Origin of the sequence: Aeromonas sp. (assembly GCF_050633025.1) — a bacterium.
Lineage (GTDB): Bacteria > Pseudomonadota > Gammaproteobacteria > Enterobacterales > Aeromonadaceae > Aeromonas.
Genome location: NZ_JBODRQ010000019.1, coordinates 1 through 25,545, shown reverse-complemented (window position 1 = coordinate 25,545; position 25,545 = coordinate 1). Strand labels below are relative to the sequence as shown.

The following is a 25,545-nucleotide window of genomic DNA, read 5'->3' as shown; positions in this document are numbered from 1 at the left end:
GACCATGAGCAGCAAGATCTACTTCAACACCCGCCGCTTCAGCCCGAGCAAATGGCTGCTGGGGATCGGCACCCGGTTACACCACAGACTCGCCCCCACCCATGCCAAGCACACCGCCAGCAAGTTGCTGCTCACCCCACAGCGCAACCAGCGGGATGGCAGCGAACCTGCCGGTCTGGTGAAGCAGGCCGTCCATACCAGCGAAGGGGTATTGATGAGCTATCGGCTCGGTCAGGGGCCACTGTGGCTGCTGATGCACGGCTGGTCCGGCAGCGCCAGCCAGTTCTATCCGCTGATGAGCCATATCGCCGCGCAGGGTTTCACCGCCATTGCCTACGATCATCCGGCCCACGGCCAGAGCGCAGGCAACACAGGCCATCTGCCCCGTTTCGTGCGCGCCTTCGACGAGCTGGCAGCCAAATTGGCCAGCGAAGCAGGTCCGCTGCACGGGGTTATCGCCCACAGCATGGGAGGCGCCGTCACCCTCTCCAGCCGTCAGCCGGGTATCGATACCCTGCCGCTGCTGTTGATTTCGCCGGTGCTCGACTATGTGCCCCAGCTCTACGGCATGGTGGCGCGCTCCGGCTACTCCATCCGCTTGTTCGATGCGGTGGTCAAGGAGATTGAGCAGGAGTACCAGCACCCCTTGAACACGGTCGACCCGCTGGGTCGCCTCGCCAGTCGCAGCGGCGCGGCAATGATAGTACACGACGAGGAGGACAGATTCGCCCCCCATAGCGACTCCTTGCGGGCCAGCCAGGATGGTCATACCCGGCTGGTGAGCACCCGGGGTCTGGGCCACGGTCGTATCCTCGCTAGCGCCCCGGTATTCGCCGCCTTCGATCAGCTGGCTCGGCCGGAAAATCCTCACCGCGCCCTTTGACATGGGGCCATGAAAAAAACGGGCGAGCGCCCGTTTTTATGTTTGATACAGCGCCTTATAGTTAACTTGTCAGTGGGAACATTCTTGTCAGAACACGATAAGGCGCCAGCATATGGCCAGACCCAATACAGCGTTGTTGCTCACCGGTGGCGGTGCCCGCGCCGCCTATCAGGTCGGCGCCCTCAAGGCGATTGCGGAGCTCTACCCGCGCAATCTCGGCATCCCTTTTCCCATCCTCTGTGGCACCTCGGCGGGGGCCATCAATGTCACTGCACTCGCCTGCTACGCCTCCTGCTTCCATCTGGGGGTTCGCAAGCTGGAGTGGGTCTGGCGCCGCTTCGAGACTCACCACATCTTCGATTTTCACCCCGGGCGCCTGCTGTGGCGGCTGATGTACGAGGGGTCGGCGGGGCTGATCAATCCCCACACCAACCACGCCTTTCACCTCTTTGACAACGCGCCGCTGCACCGCCTGCTGGATCAACTCATCGACTATCATCGGATCGATGACAACATCCTCTACGGCAGTCTGGAGGCGCTGGCCATCACGGCGTCGGATTACGATGACGGCCTATCCACCACCTTCTTTCAGGGGCGGGCCGACCACCATCCTTGGGAGCGGGCCAGACGCCGCGGGGTACGCACCGTGCTTACATCGGAGCACCTGCTCGCCTCCTCGGCGTTGCCCTTCGTCTTTCCGGCCACCCGGATCGGCGAGAAGTTCTACGGCGACGGTTCCATCCACCAGCTGAGCCCGCTCAGCCCCGCCATCCATCTGGGGGCTGAGCGGATCCTGCTGATCACCCTGGATCCGCCGGCGCACTCGGCGCCGACCCATCACCACGGCCATCTCACCAGCTCCAATATCGCCAGCCATCTGCTCGATACGGTCTTTACCGACACCCTCAACTCAGATCTGGAGCGGCTGTGGCGCATCAACCAGACACTGGATCTTATCCCGCTACGGGAGCGCAACCGCCTGCAATTGAAACGGGTGGAGACCTGCGTGCTGAAACCGAGTCAAGATCTCGACACCATGGCGTTGGCCTACCTGCGCAAGCTGCCGTTGCAGTTGCGCCGCCTGTTGCGGGTATTGGGCGTGAAGGGAGATGAGACCAGCAGTCTGGCCAGCTTTTTGATGTTCTATCCGGGTTACTGCCAGCAGTTGATCAAGCTGGGCTATCAGGACACTCTGAGGGAGCGGGAGCGGGTCACCGCCTTCCTCGATATCGAAGGGCTACCAAAAGAGCGGGAGTAAAGGGGGCTGCCGATGTGCGAGGGGACTCAGCGTCCCTCCAGCAGACGCTGCTCCGCCTGCTCCATCGCCACCACGGTACCAAACAGGATCAGCCGGTCACCGGCCGCCAGCACCAGCTCGGGTCTGGGCTCCAGGCTCTGATCGCCGCGCTGCACCTCCTTGATCCGCACCTCATCAAGCGGCAACTCGCGCACTTCACGGCCTACCGCCCACGCCTGATCGTGCAGCAGCAGCGGGTGGAGACGTTCAAGCAGCTGATCTGCCTCCAGATTGCTGGCGCTCTGATCCCCCCAGTAGAAGCCGTGCAGGAAGCGATACTGACTGCTGCGCTCCAGCTCCATCCGGCGGATCACCCGACCGATGGGGATATCGCAGTTGAGCAGCAGGTGGGAGACCAGCATCAGGGCCCCCTCCTGGGATTCAGGGATCACCTCAAACGCCCCCGCCTGCTTGTACTGCTCCAGAAAACTGTCATCCCGGGTGCGCACCAGCACCTTGAGATCCCCCGCCAGTTCGCGGATCAGTGCCAACATCGCCTCAACCCGCTTGCGGTCATCGAAGGTGATGATCACCAGCCGTGCCCGCAACAGCCCGGCGGCCAGCAGAATATCGCGGCGGCTGGCATCGCCGAAGGCCACCTGCTCCCCTGCCTGCTTGGCCTCGCTCACCCGCTCGGGGTCAAGGTCTAGGGCCAGAAACGGGATCTCCTCAAGCTTGAGAAAACGGGCACAGGTCTGTCCCGCCCGGCCAAACCCGGCGATGATGACGTGCTGGCTCTTGCTGAGCCCCGACTGGGCGACTTCGGAGCGGGTCAACAACGCCGGATCGGTCAGACTGCGGGCCAGCGAGTGAGCCTGGGTCACCAGCCAGGGGGTCATGGCGATGGAGATGATGCCGATGCCGATCAGCCGGGAGACCAGTTGCGGATCCAGCAGGCCGTGGTGAAGTGCCAGCGCCAGCAGCACAAAGCCGAACTCCCCCACCTGGCTCAGCATGATGCCGGCCGCCATGCTGTCGCGCTTGCGCTCTCCCATCAGCCGCCCAGCCAGCAGCACCAGCAGGGATTTGCAGAGCACCAGCAACACCACGCAGATCATTACCTGCCACCATGCCCGCGCCACCAGCTCCCAATCCATGGCCATGCCGATGGTGATAAAGAAGAGCCCCATCAGCACATCGCGAAAGGGCTTGATGTCCACCTCCAGCTGATGACGGTAGTGGGACTCCCCCAGCATCATCCCCGCCAGAAACGCCCCCAGCGCCATCGACAGCCCGAGCGAATGGGTCATGTAGGCAGCCAGCAGCGCCACCAGCAGGGCGCTAAGCACAAACAGCTCCTCGGAGCGGGCTCGCGCCACCTCGTGAAACAGCAGCGGCAGCAACCACTTGCCCACCGCCAGCAGAGTAAATAGAGCAAACAGCCCCTTGAGGGTGGCCCAGGCGATCTCGGCGGCCAGGGCGCTGCCCTGCACTTCCGGCTGGGCGAGGATAGGGATCATCACCAGCAGGGGCACCACCGCCAGATCCTGAAACAGCAGCACGCTCACCCCCAGCTGAGCGCGGCGGGTATGGAGCTGCTTCTGCTCACCGAGCTGCTTGATCACCACCGCCGTCGATGACAGAGCAAGCGTCCCCGCCACCACCAGCGACTGGGCCAAACCCAGCCCCCACCACCAGCCGATGGCGAAGAAGAGCAGTGACGTGAGCAGCACCTGCAACATCCCGACCCCCAGCACCAACCGGCGCATCGCCAGCAATTTCGGCAGGGAGAACTCCAGCCCCAGCGAGAACATCAAAAAGACGATCCCCAGCTCGGCAATGGTCTGCATGATCGACTGGCCGGTGATCACCGCCAGCCCGTGGGGGCCGAGCAAGACGCCGGCAATCAGGTAGGCGAGGATCACCGGCAAGCCGAGGCGCCGGAAAGTTGCCACCAGCAGGACGGCGGCGAACAGCAGGATCAACAGGTCGGTGTACAAATTTTCCTCTCCTTTTATCGACTTAAGCTTAGTCAGCCGATCTGGCGGGCAGGAAAGATATATTGGGCATGCCAATTGCAAGGAGGAGACAGTAGTCAGGTGTTACAGGTGGAAGACCATGGAAAATACGTCGTCACTTAATGGCTTTAGCCATGGCATCGAGCAGTGGGTTCGCCAGATGGAGCGGCTCACGCCGTTGCCCAGCGTTGAACGCAACCAGTTGCTCGAGCAGTTGTTGGGGCAGAGCGATCTCGGCGGTCTGCTGACAACTTTTGCCGATCGTGCGGCAAGAATTGTCAGGATCCACGGTCTCTACCTCGATTGTGGCCAGCCCCATGTGCTGATCCAGCACCCGCCGCTGGCCACCCTCAACCCGCACAACTATCCGTTCGAGCTGCGCGGTCAGCATGGCCAGCTGCTCGGCCAGCTCCACTACGAGCTGGAACATCCGCTGAGCGGCAGCCAGCAACGGGTACTGATGCAATACCATCAGCTGCTCTGCCTGCTGCTGCCCCTCTATCTGCGGTTGGAAAGGCTGGATCAGCTGGTTCGGCTCGATCACCTGACCGGCCTTGGCAACCGCTCCTACTTTGACGAGGCTATCGGCCGCGCCATCGAGCAGCATAGCCGCGAGCCTCACGGTCTGGTGCTGGTGCTGCTGGATCTCGATCGCTTCAAGCAGATCAATGATACCTGGGGTCATCCGGTGGGGGATCTGGTGCTGAGCCGCTTCGCCCAGCTGCTCAAGGGGTGTATCCGCAGCACGGATCAAGCTTTCCGGCTCGGGGGAGATGAATTTGCCCTGCTGCTACAACCGGCCGAACCTGAGGCGTGGCGCCCGGTCTGGCTGCGACTGCAGCATATGTTGATGACCAACAAGGAGCTCAGCACCTTCTCGGTCGGATGCAGCCTTGGCGCCGCCAGCTGGCAATCCGGGGTCGATGTGCCGAGCCTCTACGAGGCGGCCGACAGCCACCTCTACGCCCGCAAAAAAGCAGGCAAGGCCAGCCCTAACGAATAATCCCGAAACGAATAATCCCGAACTCTTCTTTGCTCCGGCACATGCGCGCCATGTGACCGGAGCTTCTTTTTTGGGGCTAATCCCCCCTCACGCCGAGATCACCTCAGGCAAGATCCTGCTCGGGCAAAACCGGGGCGGCCCACTCCCCTGCCAGTGGCACACCAGCCCGGCCCCCTGCGCCATAAAACCGTCGCAGATAAAGAGCCCCACCACCGCCGCCACCTGCTCGCCATAGTAGAGGATGGGGATGCGCCCCCGCTGCCACGAAGGCACGCCATACTCCTGCAGCAGCTTCTTCATCCGCCGACTGCCGCTTCGCCCCACCGGTTTGAGGGGGATCCCGGGCGCCACCTGAAAACGCACCAAGAGCGGCTCGTCCGGCCGGGGGGAACGCAGCAGATCCTCGCCGTGCTCCGCCATGCGCACCACCAGCTCGCCCAAACCGTCCGGCAGGGGCAGCGGCTCACCCACGGTCAGCGGCAACACCTGATGGCAGGGTTGCAGGTCAGGGCTCACCAGATAGAGCCGCTCCTGAAAACGGCGGCAGCTCTGGCGCCCCCAGTTGAGCTGGGGATTGGCATCGCCGCGCGCCAGCACCACCTCCTGCCAGAGCCGGGCAAGCTGCTCACGAGATGGCATCTCCCCCCCCTGACGGCGGATCCAGTAGCGCAGCAGGTTGTTGCGCCGGATGGGTGAAAGGGCGTGCAGCGGGCCGATATGGAGCGCCTCCCCCTCGCCCGCCAGCTGCCAGTCGCTCTCGGCCAGCTCCTCCAGCAGCGCCTCCTGCTCGGCGCACAGGGCCATACTGCGCGCCGCGGTCTGGGCCATGGCGGGCCAGCGCGCCTTGAGCTGGGGGATAAGCGTCTGGCGCAAAAAGTTGCGGTCATAGCTCACGTCCTGATTGCTCTCATCCTCCACCCAGCCAAAGGGGAGGCTCGCCGCCGCCTCGGCCAGCTCGGCGCGACTCATATCGAGCAGCGGCCGCAGCAGCAGACCGCCAGCAAAGGGCTGGCTTGGCAAGATGCCGGCCAGACCGCGCAGACCGGCGCCGCGCTTGAGGGCCAGCAGCAGGGTCTCCAGCTGATCGTCCTGATGGTGGGCGGTGAGCAGCCACTCCCCCTCCCGCATCCGGGCGGTCAACCGCTGGTAACGGGCGGTGCGAGCCTGCGCCTCCAGACTCTCGCCATTGCCGCGGGCCAGAGTCACTCGCTCGACCAGCAGCTCCACCGCCAATTGCTGACACACGGCTTCACAATGAGCGACCCACTCATCGGCATGGGGACTGAGGCCGTGGTGCACGTGCAGGGCGCGAAGTGGCAGGCCATGCTCGCGGGCATACTGCGCCGCCAGCACCAGCAGCAGGGTGGAGTCGAGGCCGCCACTGAAGGCCACCAGCAGACCGGTGGAACCTTCCGGCGCTGGCATAGTCAGACAAAAGCGAGAATAAAGATGAGAAATCATAGGCTTCCCCAAAACGGACCGGCCGATCTTAGCAGAGTCGGGCTTATCAAGCTGCAACCCTGCTGCTAGAGTGAGGCTCGCCCGCCCTCTCCACCAGGCTGGCCGCAAGGCGGTCGCACAACCGGTTGGAGCAAGGAAGATGGGCAGGGAAGCAAACAATCGGAATTGGAATCAAACAAGATGAACAATAAGAAAAGCTTACTGGCTGGCCTGATTGGACTGGCACTGCTGGCTGGCTGCAGTCAGGCACCGCAAGACTCCCCCAAACACTCCGGGCTGGCGCTGGCCAATATGGACACCCAGGTCAAACCCGGCGATGACTTCTTCCGCTACGTCAATGGCAAGTGGCTCGCCACCGCCAAGATCCCCGACGATCGCCCCGCCGATGGCGCCTTCTACATGCTGCGGGACAAATCCCTCGCCGATGTGCGGGTGCTGGTCGAGGGGCTGGCCAAGCAGGAGGCCGCCACCGGTACGCCGACCCAGCAGATCCGCGATCTCTACGCCAGCTATCTGGATCAGGCAGGCCGTGACGCCAAGGGGCTCACCCCGCTGGCGCCGGCGCTGGCCGATATCGACCGGATCGGTGATCAGGCCGCGCTGGCCCGCGCCTTTGCCCAGTCGGGCCGCATGGGCGGCGGCGCGCCGTTCGGCATCTGGATCGACGCCGATGCCAAGTCTCCCGACCGCTATGCGGTCTACCTCTATCAAGGTGGACTGGGACTGCCGGATCGGGACTACTACCTCAAGCAGGATCCCGAGAGTCAGGCGCTGCGCCAGAAGTACCAGCAGCATATCGCCGCCATGCTGAGCCGCCTCGGGGAATCTGACCCGAGCGGCAAGGCCAAACGGATTCTGGCCCTCGAAACCCGGCTCGCCACCATCCAGTGGGACAACGTCGCCCTGCGGGATCGGGAGAAGAACTACAACAAGCGCTCCGCCAGCGAACTGGCACGGCTCGCCCCCCATCTCGACTGGCAGGCTTATCTCAATGCCGCGGGCATCGCTGGCCAGCCGGAGCTCATCATCGGTCAGCCGACCTATCTGAGCGCGCTGGATCAGGTGATGGCCCAGACCCCCATCGCCGACTGGCAGGCCTACCTCAAGTGGCAACTGCTGACCGACTACGCCCCCTATCTCGACAGCGAGACCGACCGCGCCAACTTCGCCTTCTACGGCACCACCCTGAGCGGCACGCCCAAGCAGCGCGCCAGCTGGGAGCGGGCGCTCGGGGTGCTGAACGATCATCTGGGTGAAGCGGTCGGCCAGCTCTATGTGGCTCGCTACTTCCCGCCTGCAGCCAAGGAGCGGATGGAGCAGCTGGTGGAGAACCTGCGCACCGCCTACGGCCAGAGCATCAAGGAACTCGACTGGATGTCGCCCGAGACCAAGGCTCAGGCACTCGAGAAGCTGGCCAAGTTCCGCCCCAAGATCGGCTACCCCGACAAGTGGCAGGATTACAGCGCCATCGCCATCAAGCCGGATGATCTGCTGGGCAACCTGCAACGCTCGCAAGCCTTTGAATACGCAGACAGTCTGGCGCGCCTCGGCAAGCCGGTCGACCGGGACGAGTGGCACATGTCGCCGCAAACGGTGAACGCCTACTACAACCCGAGCAACAACGAGATCGTCTTCCCGGCGGCCATCTTGCAGCCCCCCTTCTTCGACATGACGGCGGATGATGCGGTCAACTACGGCGCCATCGGCGGGGTCATTGGCCACGAGATGGGCCACGGTTTTGATGATCAGGGGGCCAAATCCGACGGTGACGGCATGATGCGCGACTGGTGGACACCGCAGGATCTCAAGGAGTTCCGCTTCCGCACCAGCCGTCTGGTGGCCCAGTACAACCGCTTCGAGCCCATCAACGGCCAGTTCGTCAATGGCCAGTTCACCCTGGGGGAGAACATCGGCGATCTGGGCGGTCTCACCATCGCCCACAAGGCCTACGAGCTGTCACTGGATGGCAAGGAGGCACCGGTGCTGGATGGCTTCACCGGCGAGCAGCGCTTCTTCCTCGGCTGGGCGCAGGTGTGGAAGGGGATGTATCGCCCCGAGCTGATGCAGATGCTGCTGCGCTCCGACCCCCACTCGCCCCCCGAGTACCGGGTCAACGGCGTGGTGCCGAACATTCCCGCCTTCTACGAGGCATTCAACATCCAGCCGGAAGACAAGCTCTATCTGGACCCGGCCAAACGGGTCAAGATCTGGTAATGGCCGCCTCCGGCGAAGCAGAGAAAGAGAGCCGGGTAGAGGCAAGCCCGAACCCGGCCCACACATTCACATCCGTGACGGGCAGGCATGCCGGCCCGTCACCGCAGCAACAAGGGTCACATCGATGAAAACCTTATTCATGACACTCGGCCTGCTCACCCTGCCACTGACTGGCCAGGCGGCGGAGGGATTCTTCAAACAACTGACGCTGCCCTCCGGCCAGGTGATCACCGTCAGCGAGGGGCGTGGTGAACCCGCCTCCATCGGCAGCTACGACGTACGCCTTTACTCCGGCGCCAATCCGCAGTTTCCCCTCGATCAGTTCATCGACGGCAAGGTGCTGGCGCGCGATGGCACCATCAAGGAGCTCAAACTGCAGGATCTCAACGGTGACAAGCAGCCCGAGCTCATCGTCATCATGGAGAGCACCGGCAGCGGCAGCTACCTGAGCGCCGACGCCTTCACCCTGCATCCGCACGAGGGGATCGAGAGCTTCAACCACGTCGAGGAGCTGGCTCCCACTGACGATGTGATCCAGGCACTCAAAACCCCCCGCGATTAATTCATCACTCGCCATGAGGCAGCCCCGCAGCGCGGGGCTGCCGCCTTGTCGGCGACGAACGCTGACGCCCTTTCTCGCCTCCTTGCTGCCCGGCGACAGACCTGAACCCCGATGGACGGCTTTTTTTTTCTGCGCATATAATCGCCGCACCTTGCCACTACGAAAAATAAGGAGGTAAAAAATGGTTATCCAAGCGTGTCCGATGTTCTCGGCCCGCCTGTTCGGCACATTCGCGTGCTCTTGCCTGCATACCATCGCGCTGCGATAGCGGGTTCGAGCAAAGCCGACTCCCTTCCAAACCGAGACCTTTCTCGACTCTGCCGTTGTCGCCAGCGCTCCTGATGACAGGGATCTTCGATCCCGGAATTTAAGAGAGCAAGAGCATGACAACCCTGATGAGTACCCATTCCCTGCAAATGAGTGCGGGGCACCTTCCGTTATTTGACAACCTCGACCTCAGCATCCGCAGCGGTGATCGCATTGGCCTCATAGGCGCCAACGGCTGTGGCAAGAGCACACTGCTCGCCCTGCTGGCCGGTCAACGCCAGCCCCATGAGGGGCGCATCCACAAGGCTAGCCCCTGCCGCTGTGAATTTGTGGCCCAGCATCTGCCCGCGCAACTGCAAGCACTCAGCACCCGCGCCGTGCTGCTCGATGCGCTGGCTAACAAGGCTGACCAGGCGTGGCAGGTAGACAAGATGCTGACCGAACTGCAACTGACCGAGCAGGCCGACCTTCCGGTCAGCGCGCTGAGCGGCGGTCAGCACACCCGCTTGCAGATAGGCCGTGCCCTGCTGCACCAACCCAACCTGTTACTGCTGGACGAACCCAGCAACCACCTGGATCTGCCCGCCCTGCTCTGGCTCGAGCGCTTCCTGCTGGCGTGGCGTGGCACCTTCGTATTGGTGTCGCACGATGGTCGCCTGCTCGATCGGGTAACCCGCGAGACCCTGATCCTGCGGGATCGGCGGCTTCATCGCTTCGCCCTGCCCTGCAGCCAGGCCAGGGCGGCCCTGGCCGAAGAGGATGAGCAAACCCGCCTGCGCCGGGCCGACGAGCAAAAAGAGATCGACCGCCTGAGCGCCAGCAGCAAACGCCTCGCCATCTGGGGGCGGGAGCATGACAACGAGAAACTGGTGCGCCAGGCCAAGTCCATGGAGAAACGGGTGGCCAGGCTGCAGGAGGAGCAGAGCGTGGTCGGGGCGGGTGCACCCTGGCGCCTCGAACTGCGCGGGCAGGCACTGCCCGCCGATGCCCTGCTTCGGCTGGAAAACCTCGACGTGCACCCCGCCCCCGGCTTGCCGCCGCTGCTGCGAGCCGAGGATCTCTGGCTGCGTGCTGGCGATAGGGTCGCCCTGCTCGGCGCCAACGGCACGGGCAAGTCTTCCCTGCTGCGTCAGTGCTGGGGCGAGGTGTGCGCTCAACAACCGGCCGAGGGCTGGTATCGCCACCCCGGCGCCAGCATCGCCTATTACGATCAGTCGCTGCAGCAGCTGGCTGACGACGCCACCCTGAGCGATGCCCTCTACCCGCTGGCTCCTCTGCCGGAGACGATCCGGCGTCAGGCACTGATCCGGGCGGGCTTCCCCTATGCCCGTCACGGCCAGCAGGTACGTACCTTGAGCGGGGGCGAGCGGGCACGGCTGCTGTTTCTCGCCCTGTCCCTCGGCAGCCACCACATGCTCTGGCTCGATGAGCCGACCAACCACCTGGATCTGGCAGGCAAGGAGGAGCTGGCCGAGGCGCTAACCGGCTTTGCTGGCGGCGTGCTGCTTGTCTCCCACGACCGGGATCTGATCGAGCGCAGCAGCAACCGCTTCTGGCTGATCAGGGACGGGCAGATCCGGGAGGCCCACAGCGCCGAGCAGGCTTATGCCGAACTGCTCAGCGATGCCCCCTTGCTGGCAGCAGACAAGGCAAGCAGGGCCCTCCCCGCAACGGCGCAGGCATTGGCCGACCCTGCGGATGACGAAGAGGCGCAGCTGGCACGCTGGTATGAACTCGATGCCCTGCTCGCCGCCGATCTGGCACGCAAGCCCAGACACCAGACCCCGCGCCTGCAGCAGCAGTGGCAGAGCGAGCTGGCGCACCTTGCCGAGCGGCTCGGCTTTGCCTGATGCCGGCATCATCCATTACCACTCAACTCACGCGGCCAACTCCGGTTGGCCGCAAGGAGCCACCATGACATCAACGCAACAACCCCACATCAGGCTGGATCCGGTCACCAACGCCGACCTGCCCCACATCTATCGCGGCTTGTCCGATCCGCGGGTCGTCACCTATTACGGCGTCAGCTACGACAGCCTGACGGCGTGCCAGGTCCAGATGGAGTGGTATGCCGATCTGACCCACAGCGGGCGCGGTGCCTGGCATCTCATTCGCGATCGGCGCTCGGGTGAGCCGCTCGGCGCCATCGGTTACAACGATGTCGACCCGACTCATCGGCGGGCCGAGCTGGGCTACTGGCTCTATCCCGAGCATTGGGGCAAGGGGGTGATGAGCACGGCGCTGCGGCTGTGGCTGCCGCTCACTTACCGCACTACCGACCTGCACCGGCTGCTGGCGGTGGTGGAGGAGCCCAACCTCCCCTCCGCCCGTCTGCTGGAGCGGGCCGGTTTTCACTACGAGGGCACGGCACGGGAGTGCGAACGCAAGGGGGATGGCTTCATCTCCCTGCGCCACTACGCCATCTTGCGCTGCGACCTGCCCGCAAGCCGCTGACAGACAACAACAAGCCCCGCACTGCGGCAATGCTGTTCAGATAAGCACATTTTTGACTGATTATTCATAAATGCGACTTGAGTTGGGGGAGCAAGGCTGTTTCCAGTCGATCTTCCTTCAGCCTTTATCCAGCGTGGCTTGCAATAGAAAGAGGGAGGCATCATGCCTCCCTCATTTTTTAGCCCTGATACTACGTGGACTGGAACTCAAATTCTCTTAAGTGAACAGCATTGCCGCACTGCGGGGCTTTTTTCGGGGGCTACTTGATGGCGCAAATATCGTCAGAGGTCAGCAGCCGGCGTCTGCGCCGCCACAGGGAGAAGCCGCCGTAGCCAAGACTCAGCACCACCGCATAGAGCACTTGGGTGGCGAGCGCCACCAGTACCAGAGTGCAGAGCAGCACGCTTATCCCCGCCAGCCCCTTGCCCACCCCGCCGAGCAGGCGCCAACCCGCTGCCATGCAGAGCAGGTAGACCAGCACGAAGTTGCCGTTGGCGTAGCGGATCAGCTCATCGAGCGGCAGTCGCAGCCAGATGATCAGGGTGATGCAGAGCAGACAGATGACGAGCACCAGACCGAGAGCCCGCAGCGGCGCCCCGCGCGCGGTAAGCTCGGCCAGCGAGGGGGGCAGCTTGCCTTCCCGCGCCATGCTCCAAATAAGCCGGGCAAAGCCCTGAATGTAGATGTTGATGCTGGCAAAACAGGAGAGGTAGCCGAGCACCGCTACCAGCCACTTGGCGGTGGGGCCGAACAGCAGGGCCAGCAGGGAGGGGATGGCGGTGGCGTTTTTCGCCTCATCGCCGTAGAGGCCGTACTTGAGCACCACCAGCGAGTGTACCCAGTAGATAAGCCCCGCCAGCAGCACACCACCTAGCAGGGCGATAGGGTAGTCCCGCTGTGGCCGCTTGAACTCTTCCCCCATATGGGCGAAGGCTTCCAGCCCGACGAAACACCAGAACATCACCGCCAGCGCGGTGGCCATAAGGGGCCACTCGTCCGCGCTCGGCAGCGGCCGGGCTGCATCGCGCCAACTCACCTCCCCCTTGAACCAGATAAGCAGGGTGAGCCCCAAAATGGCGAGCGCAATCAGCAATTGCAAGTTGCCGGAAGATCGCGCCCCGCGCAGCCCCAGCAGAAAGACCCCGAGCAGGGTGAGCAGCTGGATGGCCCAGAGGGTCCACTCCCCCATCTCGAACAGGGCGTGCCAGAAACCGGCTGCAATCATCAGGGCGGCGGGCAGGCCCACCGGCAGCACCGCCAGAAACAGGAAGGCGGAAAAGCGCTCGGCACCGTTGCCAAAGGCAAGGCCAATCAGGTGCGGCGCACCGCCCGCATGGGGATAGCGACGGCCGAGGCGAGCGAAGGTAAAAGCGATGGGCAGCACCAGCGCAATCAACAGCAACCAGGCCCAGAGCGAGGCCCCGCCCGCCAGTGAGGCTGCGGTCGCCGGTACCACGAAGATCCCGGTGCCGAGCAGCGAGGTGGCGAGCAGCCCCATCCCCTGCCAGAGCCCGAGATCCTTTTTCAACGCAGACATATTCCTTTGTCCCGATTAATAAACAGATGTCGGGCCATGTTAGGCCGCAGCACCTTGCTTGTTAAGGGCTATTCCTTGCCCAAATAAAAAAAGCCGCTTCATTGCTGAAGCGGCTTTTCACAAGAACGAACCGGAGTTATCAGGCAATCAGCTTGTAGATGATACCGGACATGGCGATCAGGCCGATGATGGTCACGAAGCCGTTGCTGATGTTGCCAGCGTATTTGCGCATGGCAGGTACCTTGGCGATGGCGTACATCGGCATCAGGAACAGCAGCATGGCGATGATCGGGCCGCCCAGGTCTTCGATCATGCCGAGGATGCTCGGGTTGATGGTGGCGATGGCCCAAGTGGTCAGGATCATGAAGATCGCGGTCACTTTGTTCAGCTGCTTGACGTCAACGTTCTTGCCCTTTTCACGCAGTGACTTGGCCATCAGGCCGTTCATGCCCTCTTGCGCACCCAGGTAGTGACCCAGGAAGGATTTGCTGATGGCAACCATGGCGATCAGCGGAGCCACAGTGGCGATAACCGGGTTATCGAAGTGGTTGGCCAGATAGGACAGGATGGAGATGTTCTGTTCTTTGGCAGCAGCCAGGTCAGCCGGGGAGAGGCTCAGTACGCAGCTGAATACGAAGAACATAACGGTCATCACCATCATGACGTGGGCACCCAGCAGGATGTTGCTGCACTTCTTCTCGGCACCTTCACCGTAACGACCTTTGTTGTCCACCGCGAAGGAGGAGATGATCGGGGAGTGGTTGAAGGAGAACACCATAACCGGGATAGCCAGCCACAGGGTCTTGATGAAGTCACCGTTGAAGGCGTCGGACAGAGCCGGAGCTTCAGTGATGATGGCACCGTTCCAGTGCGGGATCAGGTAGAGCGCCAGGCCCATCAGGGTGATCACGAACGGGAATACCAGCACGCTCATCGCTTTGACGATAACCTGGCCGCCGAGGCGAACGATCGCCATCAGGCCGAGGATCAGCGCCAGAGACAGGATGGCGCGGGGAGGTGCAGTCATGCCCAGCTGGTGAACCATCAGGCTTTCGACGGTGTTGGTGATGGCTACTGAATACATCAGCAGGATCGGGTAGATGGCAAAGAAGTAGAGCAGGGTGATGAACTTGCCTGCGGTCTTGCCGAAGTGCTCTTCAACAACTTCGGTGATGTCGCCATCACGGGTAGAACCGGACAGCACGAAGCGGGTCAGGCCACGGTGGGCGAAGAAGGTCAGCGGCAGCGCCAGGATCAGCATGGCAACCAGTGGCCACAGGCCACCTACACCGGCGTTGATTGGCAAGAAGAGCACACCGGCACCGATCGCGGTACCGTACAGACCCAGCATCCAGACCACATCGGCCTTGTTGATGCCACGAGCGGCGTTGCTGGCTACACGACCATCAGCTGCAATATTCATGTCAGACATACGTTGTTCCTGTCATCTAGGAAAATGGGATCTTGTTTGTTCGGGCCCGGGGCCCGGTTCCATCTCCCTGGAACGCCTGCTGTCAATCCTTGTCATTAGCTTCTCGCCTCCGGCAACCTGGCTATCACCCCTTGTGACAACAAGCTTGCAACAAACTACAGTGCGAGATTTTGACCCTGAGGGTCGGCGCCCGTCTCACTTAACAACCGATTAACGTGCGCCACTCTTGTTGGCTGACTTTAATTAAATGCCCCTATTAATCACAGCGTTTTTTTGAATTAATCAACCAAAGTTTGATTCTGGTCGCCTTTTGGATGACCAGTATCACACCAAAGTCGCTTCATTGTGAGTTTTTTTTAACAAATCAACTTGGTTTCACTGAAATCAATGAACCACAAGTTGATACACTTTTACAACAAAGCCCATTTTGTGCGCGGTTTGTCTGCAGAACGGCCTTGGCGTACCCTTGTGACTCACGCCTTTTTGTTGATTGATGATGACCATTACCCGTACCGATCTCGCCGAACTGGCGGTGTTTGCCGCCGTCGCCCGTCACAGCAGTTTCAGCAAGGCCGCCCTCGAACTCGGGGTCTCCGCCTCTGCCCTCAGCCATAGCCTGAAGGGGCTGGAAGCCCGTCTGGGGGTGCGACTGCTCAACCGCAGCACCCGCGCCGTGGTGCCGACAGAAGCGGGCCAGCGGCTGCTCAAACAGCTGCTCCCCACCCTCAATACCCTGGAAGAGGCACTTTGCGAGCTGGCCCGCAACAGCGATGAACCGGTGGGAAGGCTCAAGCTCTGCGCCCCCCGCGGCGCCATCGACAGCCTGCTGGCACCTGTGCTGATCGACTATCTGGCCCGTTATCCCAGAATGCAGGTGGAAGTGGTGGAGCAGGAGCTGATGCCCCGCCTGATAGAAGATGGTTATGATGCGGCGCTCTTTTACGGGGACTTGCTGCCCAAGGAGATGATCGGGATTCCCCTTGGCTCGCCCCAGCGCTATCTGGTGGTGGGCTCCCCCGCCTATCTGGCCGAGCACGGTACGCCGGAGCACCCAAGCGAGCTGAGTCGCCACGCCTGTATCGGCTATCGCCTCACCCCGCACCATCACTATCGCTGGGCCTTTGCCGCCGACGGCAACATGCTGGAGATTGAAGTGACCGGGCCGCTCACCACCAGCACTCCGGCACTCTACCTGGGCGCCGCCGAGGCGGGGCTGGGGCTCGCCTACTGTCTGGAAGAGGAGGTAAGCCAAAAAATCGCGGAGGGAAAACTGCTCACCGTGCTGGAGCCCTGGTGTCCCACCTTTGCCGGTTTCTACCTCTTCTATCCCAGTCGGCATCAGCTGGGCAGCGGCCTACGCATCCTGATCGACATGCTCAAGGCTCACTATCAAAACCCCGGATTAGTGAGCAATACTCAGCAATTCATCAAGTGAAACCATGATTATCACCAAATAAGTATTAATCTAGACTAGCTGTTCGATAATCGAACTCCCCGAGAGAACAGATATGTCTGCCTATTTAACACTGCGGCAACGGGCCATGACCCGTCGCTTCTGGGCTTACGCCCTCCCCTCCATTCTTGCCATGCTGGTCTCGGGGGCCTACTACCTCATCGACGGCATCTTCGTCGGCCACTATGTCGGTGCCGCTGGCCTCGCCGGGATCAACCTGGTCTATCCGGTCATCATGGTGCTGATTGGTCTGGCCGCCATGATAAGCATGGGGGCCGCCACTGCCATCTCCTTCCAGCAAGGGGCGAAAAACGACACGCTGGCCCGTCAGGCGCTGGTCAACGCCCTCTGGCTGCTGGCCGGTCTCGGGGTAGTTGCGCCGGGGCTGCTCTATTACACCCACACCGATATCCTGCTCGGGTTGGGAATTGAACAGGGCACCGAGACCTGGAAACAGGCGAGCGACTACCTCACCTGGATTGGCGGCGGTACCCTGCTGCTGGCGAGCAATCTGGCGGTGCCCTATCTGCTGCGCAACGATGGTCGGCCGAAACTGGCCATGGTGCTGGTGAGCAGCGGCGCCGTGCTCAATATCATCCTCAACTACATCATGGTGGGTCGGCTGGGGCTGGGATTGATCGGTACCGCGCAGGCCACCCTGATGGCAGAAGGTGCGGTGAGCCTGATCGGCCTTGGCTACTTCTTTACCCCCTGGGCCCGGCTGCGCCTCAGCTGGCGGGATCTGGTGCCCAACCTCCCCGCCATGCCGCACCTGCTCTTTACCGGCCTGCCGAGCCTGATTGCCCAGTTCAACCTCGGCCTGCTGCTGATGCTGCACAACAGCCAGCTGATGGTGTACGGCAATGTGAAGGATCTGGCGGGCTTTACCGTGGCCGGTTACACCGAGGCGGTTTTTATTGTCATTCTGCAGGGGCTGGCCTTCGGCATTCAGCCGCTCATTAGCAAGGCGGCGGGGGCCAAGCGCCATCGCAACCTCAAGTACCTGATGGAGATGGGGCTCAAGTTCACCTTTATCTACGGCATGCTGGTGTGGCTCACCATCCAGCTGCTGCCGGGACAGGTTGCCATGCTCTATACCGGCGACAAGGATCCCGAACTGCTGGCCGCCGCCATCAGCAGCCTGACCCTCAACCTCGGCGCCATTCCGCTGGAGGGGATCATCATGTTCGGCATCGTGCTGCTGCAATCCATGGCGCGCACCCGCCAGGCGCTGGTCATCTCCATCGCCAAAACCGTGTTGCTGCTGCCGCTCATCTTCATGCTGCCGCAACTGTGGGGCCGTGATGGGGTGCTGATGGCCCAGCCCGCCACCGTGCTGCTGCTCACCCTGCCGCTCTGCTGGCTGCTGTGGCGCGAGTGGCTGCGCCTGAAAATGGCCTGCGCGCCAAAAGCCAAACAGCGCCCACATCCGGCCCGCGCGCGCGCCGCCGTCCAGCTGGCCCGTTAAGGCCCCCCATCCCGCGTAGCAATAAAAAACCGGCATCCCCTGATGCCGGTTTTTGCTATATGGACGGGTTCGCCTGCTCTTACACAGGGATTCAGGCCAGCACTGCTGCCCACACTATGCCAATACTTCTGGCCTGAGCTGGGCCATCAGCCCCGGGTTGTCGGAGTAATCCACCGGGATCGCCACCACAGCAGGCCCCTCCACCGCCAGTGCGGCACGCAGGGTGGCGCGCAGATCGTCAGCAGAGCGCACCGCGAAACCGGCCGCCCCGAACGATTCGGCATAGCGTTTGAAGTCGATGGGACCAAAAGAGACGCCGGAGGTGCGGCAATACTTCTGCTGCTCCTGCATCGCGACCATGTTGTAGCCGTTATCGACCCAGATGATGTGGACGATATTGCTCTTGAGCCGCACCGCCGTCTCCAGCTCCATGCTCGACTGCATAAAGCTGCCATCCCCCGATACCGAGATCACCTTCTCCCCCGGCCGCACCAGCGCAGCACCGATGGCCCACGGCAGTGCCACCCCCATGGTCTGCTGACCGTTGGAGATCAGCACCTGACGGGCGCGGAAGCTGTAGAGGTAGCGGGCAATCCAGATATGGAAGCTGCCCATGTCGACGCAGAGGGTCATGTCATCGCGCACCAGATCCTGCAGCTCGCGCACGATACGCAAGGGGTGAACCGGATTGCCGTACAGATCATCGGCCCGCATCGCCAGTCGCAGTCGCTGCTGGCGTACCCCTTGCAGCAGCCGATCCACCTCGGGGGGACGGATTTTCGGATTGCCCATGATGCGGGTCAGCTGCAACAGGTTGGCGCGGATCGACCCCACCAGCTCGGCGGTCGGGCAGTAGCTGCTGTCGATATCGGCAGGCAGCACGTCGATATGGAGGATGCGCCGCTCCCTGTCGCCATTCCACAGCACGGGGTCGTATTCGATGGGACTGTAGCCGATGCAGATCACCAGATCGGCCCCTGCCAGCAGCTGATCCCCCGGCTGGTTGTTAAAGAGCCCCACCCGTCCGGCAAAGTCATCGAAGTGGCAGCTGTCCACCACCCCGGCGGCCTGATAGGTACCGGTCACCGGCAGCCGCGCCTTGTCGAGGAAGGCGCGCACCGCTTCGGCATTTTCCGGCCGGCTCGCCATCAGGCCGAGCAGCACCACCGGATTCTCGGCGTTGCGCAGCAGGGTCAATGCCAGCTCCATATTCTGCTCATCGGCGCAGCCCGGCTCCGGCACCTCGCGGGGCACCAGCACATTGCCCTGCACCGGCTTGTTGATGATGTCCATCGGCAGGCTGACAAACGCCGCTCCCGGCCGTCCCAGCTCGGCGGCGCGAAAGGCGTTGGCCATCACTTCCGAGATTGCAGCCCCGCTGTTGACCTGGGCACTGAACTTGGTGACCGGACGGCAGAGGTTGACCGTGTCCATGCTCTGGTGGGTGAGTTTGAGGCCGTCGGCACGGCGCACGGCGCCGCCCAGCGCCACCATGGGGTCCCCTTCCGAGGTGGCGGTCGCCAGCCCGGTAATGAGGTTGGAGCAGCCGGGGCCCGAGGTGACCAGCGCCACCCCCGCCTTGCCGGTGAGACGCCCCACCGCGGCTGCCATAAAGGCGGCGTTCGCCTCGTGGCGCACCACTATGGTCTCGATGGGGGAGTCCTCCAGCGCATCGAACACCCGGTCAATCTTGGCCCCCGGGATCCCGAACACCTGCTTGACCCCTTGCGCCTCCAGATGACGAACCACCAGCTCGGCACCGCACTTCCACTGTCTGTTTTCCATGATATTGCTCCTTGTCTATCAACCTTCGGCAGCCTGAATGGCGCGATCGAGATCGGCAGGGTTGAGGTCGGCCTGCCGGAAAGCGGGATCCGATGGCAGGGCCAGATTGAGGTGACGCACCACAGAAAGTCGCAGGGTGCCGTGGGCCATGGTGTAGTCGAGCAGATGGCCGCCCCCCTTGCGATCGGCGGTGATCATGTGCTCGTGAAAGCCCGCCACATTGACCCCCTGCACGAACGGCGGGCAGCGAAAGCCCACCAAGGTTCCCGCCACCGCGGCAAAGCGGAACAGCGGTTGCTGTTCGATGGCTTCCAGCATGGGGCGATAGGGGGGCTCCTGACGCGGCACGGTACGGACCTTGGCCGTTTCAAACTGGCCGTCGAGACGCAGGGCGACGAAGACGTTGTCAGACCCCACCAGCCGATCCACCCACTGGTGGATCTCGTCACGGCTCAGAGGATGATCGAAGCGACGCTCCAGACAGGGGCGAAAATGGGTCATCACCGCAAAGGGGGTCTTCTGATCGGCGCGGGCGGGCCGGGCCGAGCCATCGGAGCGCAACTGGTGGATCTGGCGCTCGAAGGCGATCAGCTCGCCATCGAGGTGGTTGAAGGTGCCGAGACCAAAGTCGCCGTGGCGCAGCAGCTCGCTCATGGTGGTCTCCCCTTCGTAGACCCCCGCCAGCAGGGCGCTCATCAGCGAGCTTTGATAGATCTCGCCGCCATCGTGCTGCCTGCGCCAGCGGGAAAACTGCTGACTCACTTCGAGGGCACACGCGCATCCGGCACTGTCAGATGTTGCAATACGTTCCATTCGGGTTTCACCTCCGGCCTGAATCCTGTTAGCGTTCGGATTCAATGGTGACCCAGATCACATTTCAACGCCAATACACCGATCCCGCGACTTTGAGACTCTTTCGATATGGAACTGCGAACCCTGCGCTACTTCATGGCGGTCGTCGACAAACAGAACTTCACCCGGGCAGCCGAGGCGCTCAACATGGCCCAGCCGCCTCTTAGCCAGCAGATCCGCAAGCTGGAGGAGAGCCTCGGCACCCCGCTGCTGCGTCGCCTCACCCGCGGCGTCGAACTGACCGAGGCGGGCGCGAGCCTCTATCGGGATGCCACCAAGATCCTGACGCTGGCCGATGCCGCCAAACAGAAGGTGAAGCGGATCGCCCGCGGCGAGCAGGGGGCGCTGCGCATCGGCTTTGCCGGCTCCACCGTGCTCCACCCCGCGGTGCTGACCCTGCTGCACGACTACCGGGAGCGCTACCACGAGGTGGCCCTCAGCCCGCAGGAGGGCACCATGCCGGCACTGGTGGAGGCCCTGCGCAACGATCGGCTGGACGCCGCCATCTTGCGGCTCCCCTGCCGCGGTAGCGAGGGCTTTGCCCATCACCTTATCGAGCAGGAGCCGCTGCTGATCGCCCTGCCCACCAGCCATCCCAAGGCCAGGCCGGGCCCCTTGCCACTGGCCAGCCTGAAGGACGAGAGTTTTATTCTGTTTCCCCACGCCATCGGGCCCGGGCTCTATGACGGCATAGTAGGTCTCTGTCGGGAGGCGGGGTTCGAGCCGATACTGGGGCCCGAATGCCCGCAGGTGATCTCTACCGTCGGCATGGTGCAGGCGGGCTTTGGCGTGACCCTGGTGCCAAGCTCGGTGGCGGCGCTGCGCCCGCTCGGGGTCAGTTATCACCCTATTGAGGGCAACGGTATGATGACCAGCATCAGTCTGGCGACACGGCCACACCCAGGTAGTGCCGTGCTGCGGCACTTTATCGCCCAGATCCGTGCCGCCCAGATACGACAAGGCCTCCCGAAGGAGGCCCTGTTGAACAAGCTTGAACCGGCCTGATGGCCGGCTTGCCTGATGCGACTGCTTATTTGACAGTCACGCGGGCAAACTTGCGCTTGCCGACCTGATAGACAGCGGTACCGGCACCGATGAGTGCCTTGCCATCTTCCAGCTTCTCGCCATCCACCTTGACCGCACCCTGCTTGATCATCCGCAGCGCTTCGGAGGTGGTGGCCACCAGATCGGCCTCTTTGAGCAGGTTGGCAATGGCCAGACCTTCACCTTCCAGTGCCAGCTCGACTTCCGGCATCTCGTCCGGAATGGCGTTCTTGGAGAAACGCTGGGTGAAATCTTCGTGGGCCGCTTCGGCCGCCGCTTCGTCGTGATAACGGGCGATGATCTCTTTGGCCAGCCAGATCTTCACATCGCGCGGGTTGAGGGTACCGGCAGCGATACCTGCCTTGAACTCTTCGATTTCAGCCAGCGGACGGAAGGAGAGCAGCTCGTAGTAGTTCCACATCAGATCGTCGGTGATGGACATGATCTTGCCGAACATCTCGCCCGGGGCATCGTGTACGCCGATGTAGTTGGCGGCGGATTTGGACATCTTCTTGACGCCATCCAGGCCCACCAGCAGCGGCATCATCAGCACGCACTGGGTCGCCATGCCGGCATCTTTTTGCAGCTCGCGGCCCATCAGCAGGTTGAACTTCTGGTCGGTACCACCCAGCTCAACGTCCGCCTTCAGCGCGACCGAGTCATAGCCTTGTAGCAGCGGATAGAGGAATTCGTGAATCGCGATGGATTGGCCGCCGGTGTAGCGCTTTTTGAAGTCGTCGCGCTCCATCATGCGGGCCACGGTCTGCTTGGCCGCCAGCTTGATCATGCCGGTCGCACCCAGCTCGCTCAGCCAGGTCGAGTTGTACTCGATGCGGGTCTTGGCCGGGTCGAGGATCTTGAACGCCTGCTCGGCATAGGTGAGGGCGTTATGCTTGATAGCCTCTTCGGAGAGCGGCGGACGGGTGGCGTTCTTGCCGGAGGGGTCACCCACCATGGCAGTGAAGTCACCGATCAGCAGGATCACTTCATGGCCCAGATCCTGGAAGGTCTTCAGCTTGTTGAGGATCACGGTATGACCCAGGTGAATGTCGGGGGCGGTCGGGTCCATGCCCAACTTGATGCGCAGCGGGCGCCCTTCCTTCAACTTGGCGACAAGTTCTTCTTCAACCAGAATTTCTTCCGCTCCGCGCTTGATCTCGGCTAGCGCCACCTCGAGCTGGGACATTTTTTGACTCTCCATCACGATTCCACAGGGCCAAACATATTACTGGAATGGCGGGCCAATTGGAAAGGCTGTAAAATCCGCCCATTCTGCCCGACTTCATCTGCTTCTCATGGTTATTTGGCACGCCTTCAACGCACTCCCTCACTGGCACCGCAAGATGGTGCTGATCTTAAGCATCATGATCATGATGCTGGCAGCCTGGCCCAGCGAACAGGCGGTCGCCACCCGGGTCGATGAAAACGGCAACGAGATTGCCCTGCGGGAACCGGCTAACGACAACGCACTGAACGACGAAATGACGGCCGAGGCCGCTCAGCCCTTGACCCCGCCCAAGCCGCGCTACATCACCAAACAGGTGAAGGTGCGCCGTGGCGACAACATGGGGGTGATCTTCCAGCGTATTGGCCTGAGTACCACCGATCTGCACCTGATCGACCAGCTCGATGGCAGCGATCCCCTGCGGATGTTGCAACCGGGTCAGGAGCTCACCTTCAAGCTCACCGAACATGGCGAGCTAAACAGCCTCTATTACCCCCACAGTCTGGAGCAGGCGCTCAAGGTAGTTCGCACGGATGAGGAATTTGTCGCCCGCAACGTCAAGATCGCCCTCGACACCCGCGAACAGGTGAGCAAGGGCGAGATCCGCTCCAGCTTCTGGGGCGCCGCGGTGGACGCGGGGATGACCGAAGATCAGATCATGGATCTCGCCGCCATCTTCGGCTGGGACATCGACTTTGCCCAGGACTTGCAACCGGGAGACAGCTTCCGGGTGGTCTATGAAGACAAGTTCCGCGACGACGAGCGGGTTGCCTCCGGCGATATTCTGGCGGCGGAGTTCGTCAACCAGGGCACCGCCTACCGCGCCGTGCTCAATGAAGATGGCAACTACTACACCCCGGAAGGCAAGGCGATGCGCAAGAGCTTCCTGCGTGCGCCGGTCAACTTCAAATACATCAGCTCCAACTTCAACCCGCGCCGCCTCCATCCGGTGACCGGCAAGATCCGCCCCCATAACGGCATCGACTATGTGGCGCCGGTGGGCACTCCCATCATGGCGGCTGGCTCCGGCAGCGTGGTGGCTGCCGGTTACAACCAGTTCAACGGCAACTATGTCTTTATCAAGCATGCCGGCAACTATGTGACCAAGTACCTGCACCTCTCCAAACGCACCGTCAACAAGGGGCAGCGGGTGAAGCAGGGGCAGACCATCGGCACCCTGGGTGGCACCGGCCGCGTCACCGGCCCGCACCTGCACTACGAATTCGTGGTGGGCGGCATTCACAAGAACCCGCGCACCCTCACCCTGCCGCAGGCAGAGACCCTGAGCGGGCGCGAGCTGGCCAACTTCAGGAAGCTGGCGATGCCGCAACTGGCCAAACTCGACAAGCCCGAGCTGCAACTGGCCCAGAACAGGCGGGATAGTCGCGGCAACTAAGCCATCAGGGCTGGCAGGGTGAAGGCCCTGCCAGCCCCTTTTATTGAACCCACGCCTGACAACCCGATTGAAGTGAGCGCATGGCTGAGCGCCATATCGGATGGGTGTCGGGAACCGCCAGCAAGTGAGGAGAGCCAATGGCTGAACGCTATATCGGATTGATGTCAGGCACTAGCATGGACGGTATCGACGCCGTACTGGTGATGATCGATGGGGATGAACTTCGAGTCGAAGCGGCACTTTGTCATCCTTGGCCGCAAGAGACCGTCCGCACGCTGCATGCCCTCTGCACTCCGAGCGACAACGAAATCGACCACATGGGGGTGGCCGATAATCTGGTGGCACGCGAATTTGCCGCCGCGACCCATGCGCTGCTGGCCAAGGCGGGCCTCACGCCCGCCGATATTCGCGCCATCGGCAGCCACGGCCAGACCATCCGCCACCGTCCCCAGCTTGGCTTTACCCTGCAGATCGGCAACGCCGCCCTACTGGCCACCTTGACCGACATCGACGTTATCGCCGATTTTCGCACCATGGATATGGCCATCGGCGGTCAGGGAGCGCCGCTGGTGCCCGCCTTCCATCAGGCACTGTTTGCCAAGCCCGGCGCCCTGCGGGTGGTACTGAACCTCGGCGGCATCGCCAATATCTCGGTGCTGCCGGGCAATCCGGGCGGTGTCTATGGTTTTGATACCGGCCCGGCCAACACCCTGCTCGATGGCTGGTATCGCCGCTATCACCCCAAGGGGGCCGGTTACGATGCTGGCGGCAAGTGGGCAGCCAGCGGCCAGCTCATTCCCGAACTGTTGGAACAGCTCTTGGCTCACCCCTACTTCGCCGCTCCCCATCCCAAGAGCACCGGGCGGGAGATGTTTACCCTAGCGTGGCTCGATGGTGAGCTGGCTTGCCGCCCCTATGCTCCGGCGGATGTGCAGCGCACCCTGCAGGCGCTCACTTGCCACAGCATCGCCCGCCAACTGCCTGCCCGGCCCGAGTCAGTCGGTACCAGCCAGCCGAAAGCGGAGCTGTTTGTCTGCGGCGGTGGAGCCAATAACACCCCCTTGCTGAAGGAGCTGGCCAGCCTGCTGCCTGCATGGCGCATCGCCAGCACTGCCGAGCTGGGCCTTGCCCCCGACTGGGTGGAAGGCGCTGCCTTTGCCTGGCTGGCCATGTGCTTTGTTCACCGCAAGCCGGGTAACCTGCCCGCCGTCACCGGCGCCAGCCGTCCGGCTGTGCTCGGCGCCCTCTATCCCG

General features: G+C 62.5%; 19 protein-coding genes. 12 read left to right on the top strand and 7 right to left on the bottom strand.

What is annotated here, in order from left to right:
* Positions 1–4 precede the first annotated feature (4 nt).
* Both ACRAUW_RS04570 and ACRAUW_RS04565 read left to right on the top strand, forming a co-directional pair.
* Entirely contained in the window at positions 5–883 is an 879-nt protein-coding gene (locus tag ACRAUW_RS04570; RefSeq protein ID WP_431361341.1) for an alpha/beta hydrolase, read from the top strand.
* Between the two features lie 112 nt (positions 884–995).
* On the top strand, positions 996–2,141 hold the full coding sequence (locus ACRAUW_RS04565; protein WP_431361340.1) for a patatin-like phospholipase family protein: 1,146 nt from the start codon (positions 996–998) through the stop codon (positions 2,139–2,141).
* 26 nt (positions 2,142–2,167) lie between these two features.
* Here ACRAUW_RS04565 and ACRAUW_RS04560 read toward each other — a convergent pair whose 3' ends face one another.
* On the bottom strand, positions 2,168–4,120 hold the full coding sequence (locus ACRAUW_RS04560; protein ID WP_431361339.1) for a cation:proton antiporter domain-containing protein: 1,953 nt from the start codon (positions 4,118–4,120) through the stop codon (positions 2,168–2,170).
* A gap of 118 nt (positions 4,121–4,238) precedes the next feature.
* On the opposite strand from ACRAUW_RS04560, the gene ACRAUW_RS04555 reads away from it, so the two are divergent.
* Positions 4,239–5,141 (top strand): GGDEF domain-containing protein, encoded by a 903-nt coding sequence (locus ACRAUW_RS04555; protein ID WP_431361338.1) that lies wholly within the window; start codon positions 4,239–4,241, stop codon positions 5,139–5,141.
* An 87-nt stretch (positions 5,142–5,228) separates the two neighbouring features.
* On the opposite strand, the gene tilS is transcribed toward ACRAUW_RS04555, so the two are convergent.
* Positions 5,229–6,602, bottom strand: coding sequence for a tRNA lysidine(34) synthetase TilS (gene tilS / locus ACRAUW_RS04550; RefSeq protein ID WP_431361337.1), 1,374 nt, complete (start codon positions 6,600–6,602; stop codon positions 5,229–5,231).
* A gap of 180 nt (positions 6,603–6,782) precedes the next feature.
* Between tilS and ACRAUW_RS04545 the strand changes: the two genes are divergently transcribed.
* The 4 genes from ACRAUW_RS04545 to ACRAUW_RS04530 all read left to right on the top strand — a co-directional run bounded on the left by ACRAUW_RS04545 (position 6,783) and on the right by ACRAUW_RS04530 (position 12,099).
* Complete coding sequence (locus ACRAUW_RS04545) at positions 6,783–8,816, top strand: M13 family metallopeptidase (RefSeq protein WP_431361336.1); 2,034 nt, start codon at positions 6,783–6,785, stop codon at positions 8,814–8,816.
* A 124-nt stretch (positions 8,817–8,940) separates the two neighbouring features.
* A complete protein-coding gene (locus ACRAUW_RS04540; RefSeq protein WP_431361335.1) occupies positions 8,941–9,378 on the top strand; it encodes a PliI family lysozyme inhibitor of I-type lysozyme in 438 nt (145 codons plus the stop codon).
* A gap of 383 nt (positions 9,379–9,761) precedes the next feature.
* On the top strand, positions 9,762–11,495 hold the full coding sequence (locus ACRAUW_RS04535; RefSeq protein ID WP_431361334.1) for an ABC-F family ATP-binding cassette domain-containing protein: 1,734 nt from the start codon (positions 9,762–9,764) through the stop codon (positions 11,493–11,495).
* Positions 11,496–11,559: 64 nt separating this feature from the next.
* A complete protein-coding gene (locus tag ACRAUW_RS04530) occupies positions 11,560–12,099 on the top strand; it encodes a GNAT family N-acetyltransferase (protein ID WP_431361333.1) in 540 nt (179 codons plus the stop codon).
* A 259-nt stretch (positions 12,100–12,358) separates the two neighbouring features.
* Here ACRAUW_RS04530 and yjeH read toward each other — a convergent pair whose 3' ends face one another.
* Positions 12,359–13,636: an L-methionine/branched-chain amino acid transporter gene (gene yjeH, locus ACRAUW_RS04525; protein ID WP_431361332.1), complete on the bottom strand. Its 1,278-nt coding sequence runs from the start codon at positions 13,634–13,636 to the stop codon at positions 12,359–12,361.
* A gap of 139 nt (positions 13,637–13,775) precedes the next feature.
* Positions 13,776–15,068 carry an HAAAP family serine/threonine permease gene (locus tag ACRAUW_RS04520; RefSeq protein WP_431361331.1) on the bottom strand — a complete coding sequence of 431 codons (1,293 nt, stop codon included), beginning with the start codon at positions 15,066–15,068 and terminating at the stop codon, positions 13,776–13,778.
* Between the two features lie 496 nt (positions 15,069–15,564).
* Between ACRAUW_RS04520 and ACRAUW_RS04515 the strand changes: the two genes are divergently transcribed.
* Positions 15,565–16,503, top strand: a complete 939-nt coding sequence (locus ACRAUW_RS04515) for a LysR substrate-binding domain-containing protein (RefSeq protein WP_431361348.1) — start codon at positions 15,565–15,567, stop codon at positions 16,501–16,503.
* A gap of 73 nt (positions 16,504–16,576) precedes the next feature.
* Complete coding sequence (locus ACRAUW_RS04510; RefSeq protein ID WP_431361330.1) at positions 16,577–17,989, top strand: MATE family efflux transporter; 1,413 nt, start codon at positions 16,577–16,579, stop codon at positions 17,987–17,989.
* A gap of 114 nt (positions 17,990–18,103) precedes the next feature.
* On the opposite strand, the gene alsS is transcribed toward ACRAUW_RS04510, so the two are convergent.
* Together alsS and budA are read right to left on the bottom strand one after the other, a co-directional pair.
* Entirely contained in the window at positions 18,104–19,774 is a 1,671-nt protein-coding gene (gene alsS, locus ACRAUW_RS04505; RefSeq protein WP_431361329.1) for an acetolactate synthase AlsS, read from the bottom strand.
* Positions 19,775–19,792: 18 nt separating this feature from the next.
* A complete protein-coding gene (gene budA, locus ACRAUW_RS04500) occupies positions 19,793–20,587 on the bottom strand; it encodes an acetolactate decarboxylase (protein ID WP_270656273.1) in 795 nt (264 codons plus the stop codon).
* A 108-nt stretch (positions 20,588–20,695) separates the two neighbouring features.
* Between budA and ACRAUW_RS04495 the strand changes: the two genes are divergently transcribed.
* Entirely contained in the window at positions 20,696–21,631 is a 936-nt protein-coding gene (locus ACRAUW_RS04495; protein WP_431361328.1) for a LysR family transcriptional regulator, read from the top strand.
* A 25-nt stretch (positions 21,632–21,656) separates the two neighbouring features.
* On the opposite strand, the gene tyrS is transcribed toward ACRAUW_RS04495, so the two are convergent.
* On the bottom strand, positions 21,657–22,856 hold the full coding sequence (tyrS, locus tag ACRAUW_RS04490; protein ID WP_431361327.1) for a tyrosine--tRNA ligase: 1,200 nt from the start codon (positions 22,854–22,856) through the stop codon (positions 21,657–21,659).
* 109 nt (positions 22,857–22,965) lie between these two features.
* Between tyrS and ACRAUW_RS04485 the strand changes: the two genes are divergently transcribed.
* Together ACRAUW_RS04485 and ACRAUW_RS04480 are read left to right on the top strand one after the other, a co-directional pair.
* A complete protein-coding gene (locus tag ACRAUW_RS04485) occupies positions 22,966–24,291 on the top strand; it encodes a peptidoglycan DD-metalloendopeptidase family protein (protein ID WP_431361326.1) in 1,326 nt (441 codons plus the stop codon).
* Between the two features lie 137 nt (positions 24,292–24,428).
* Positions 24,429–25,545 (top strand): anhydro-N-acetylmuramic acid kinase (locus ACRAUW_RS04480; protein WP_431361325.1); only part of this gene is annotated, 1,117 nt, incomplete at its 3' end.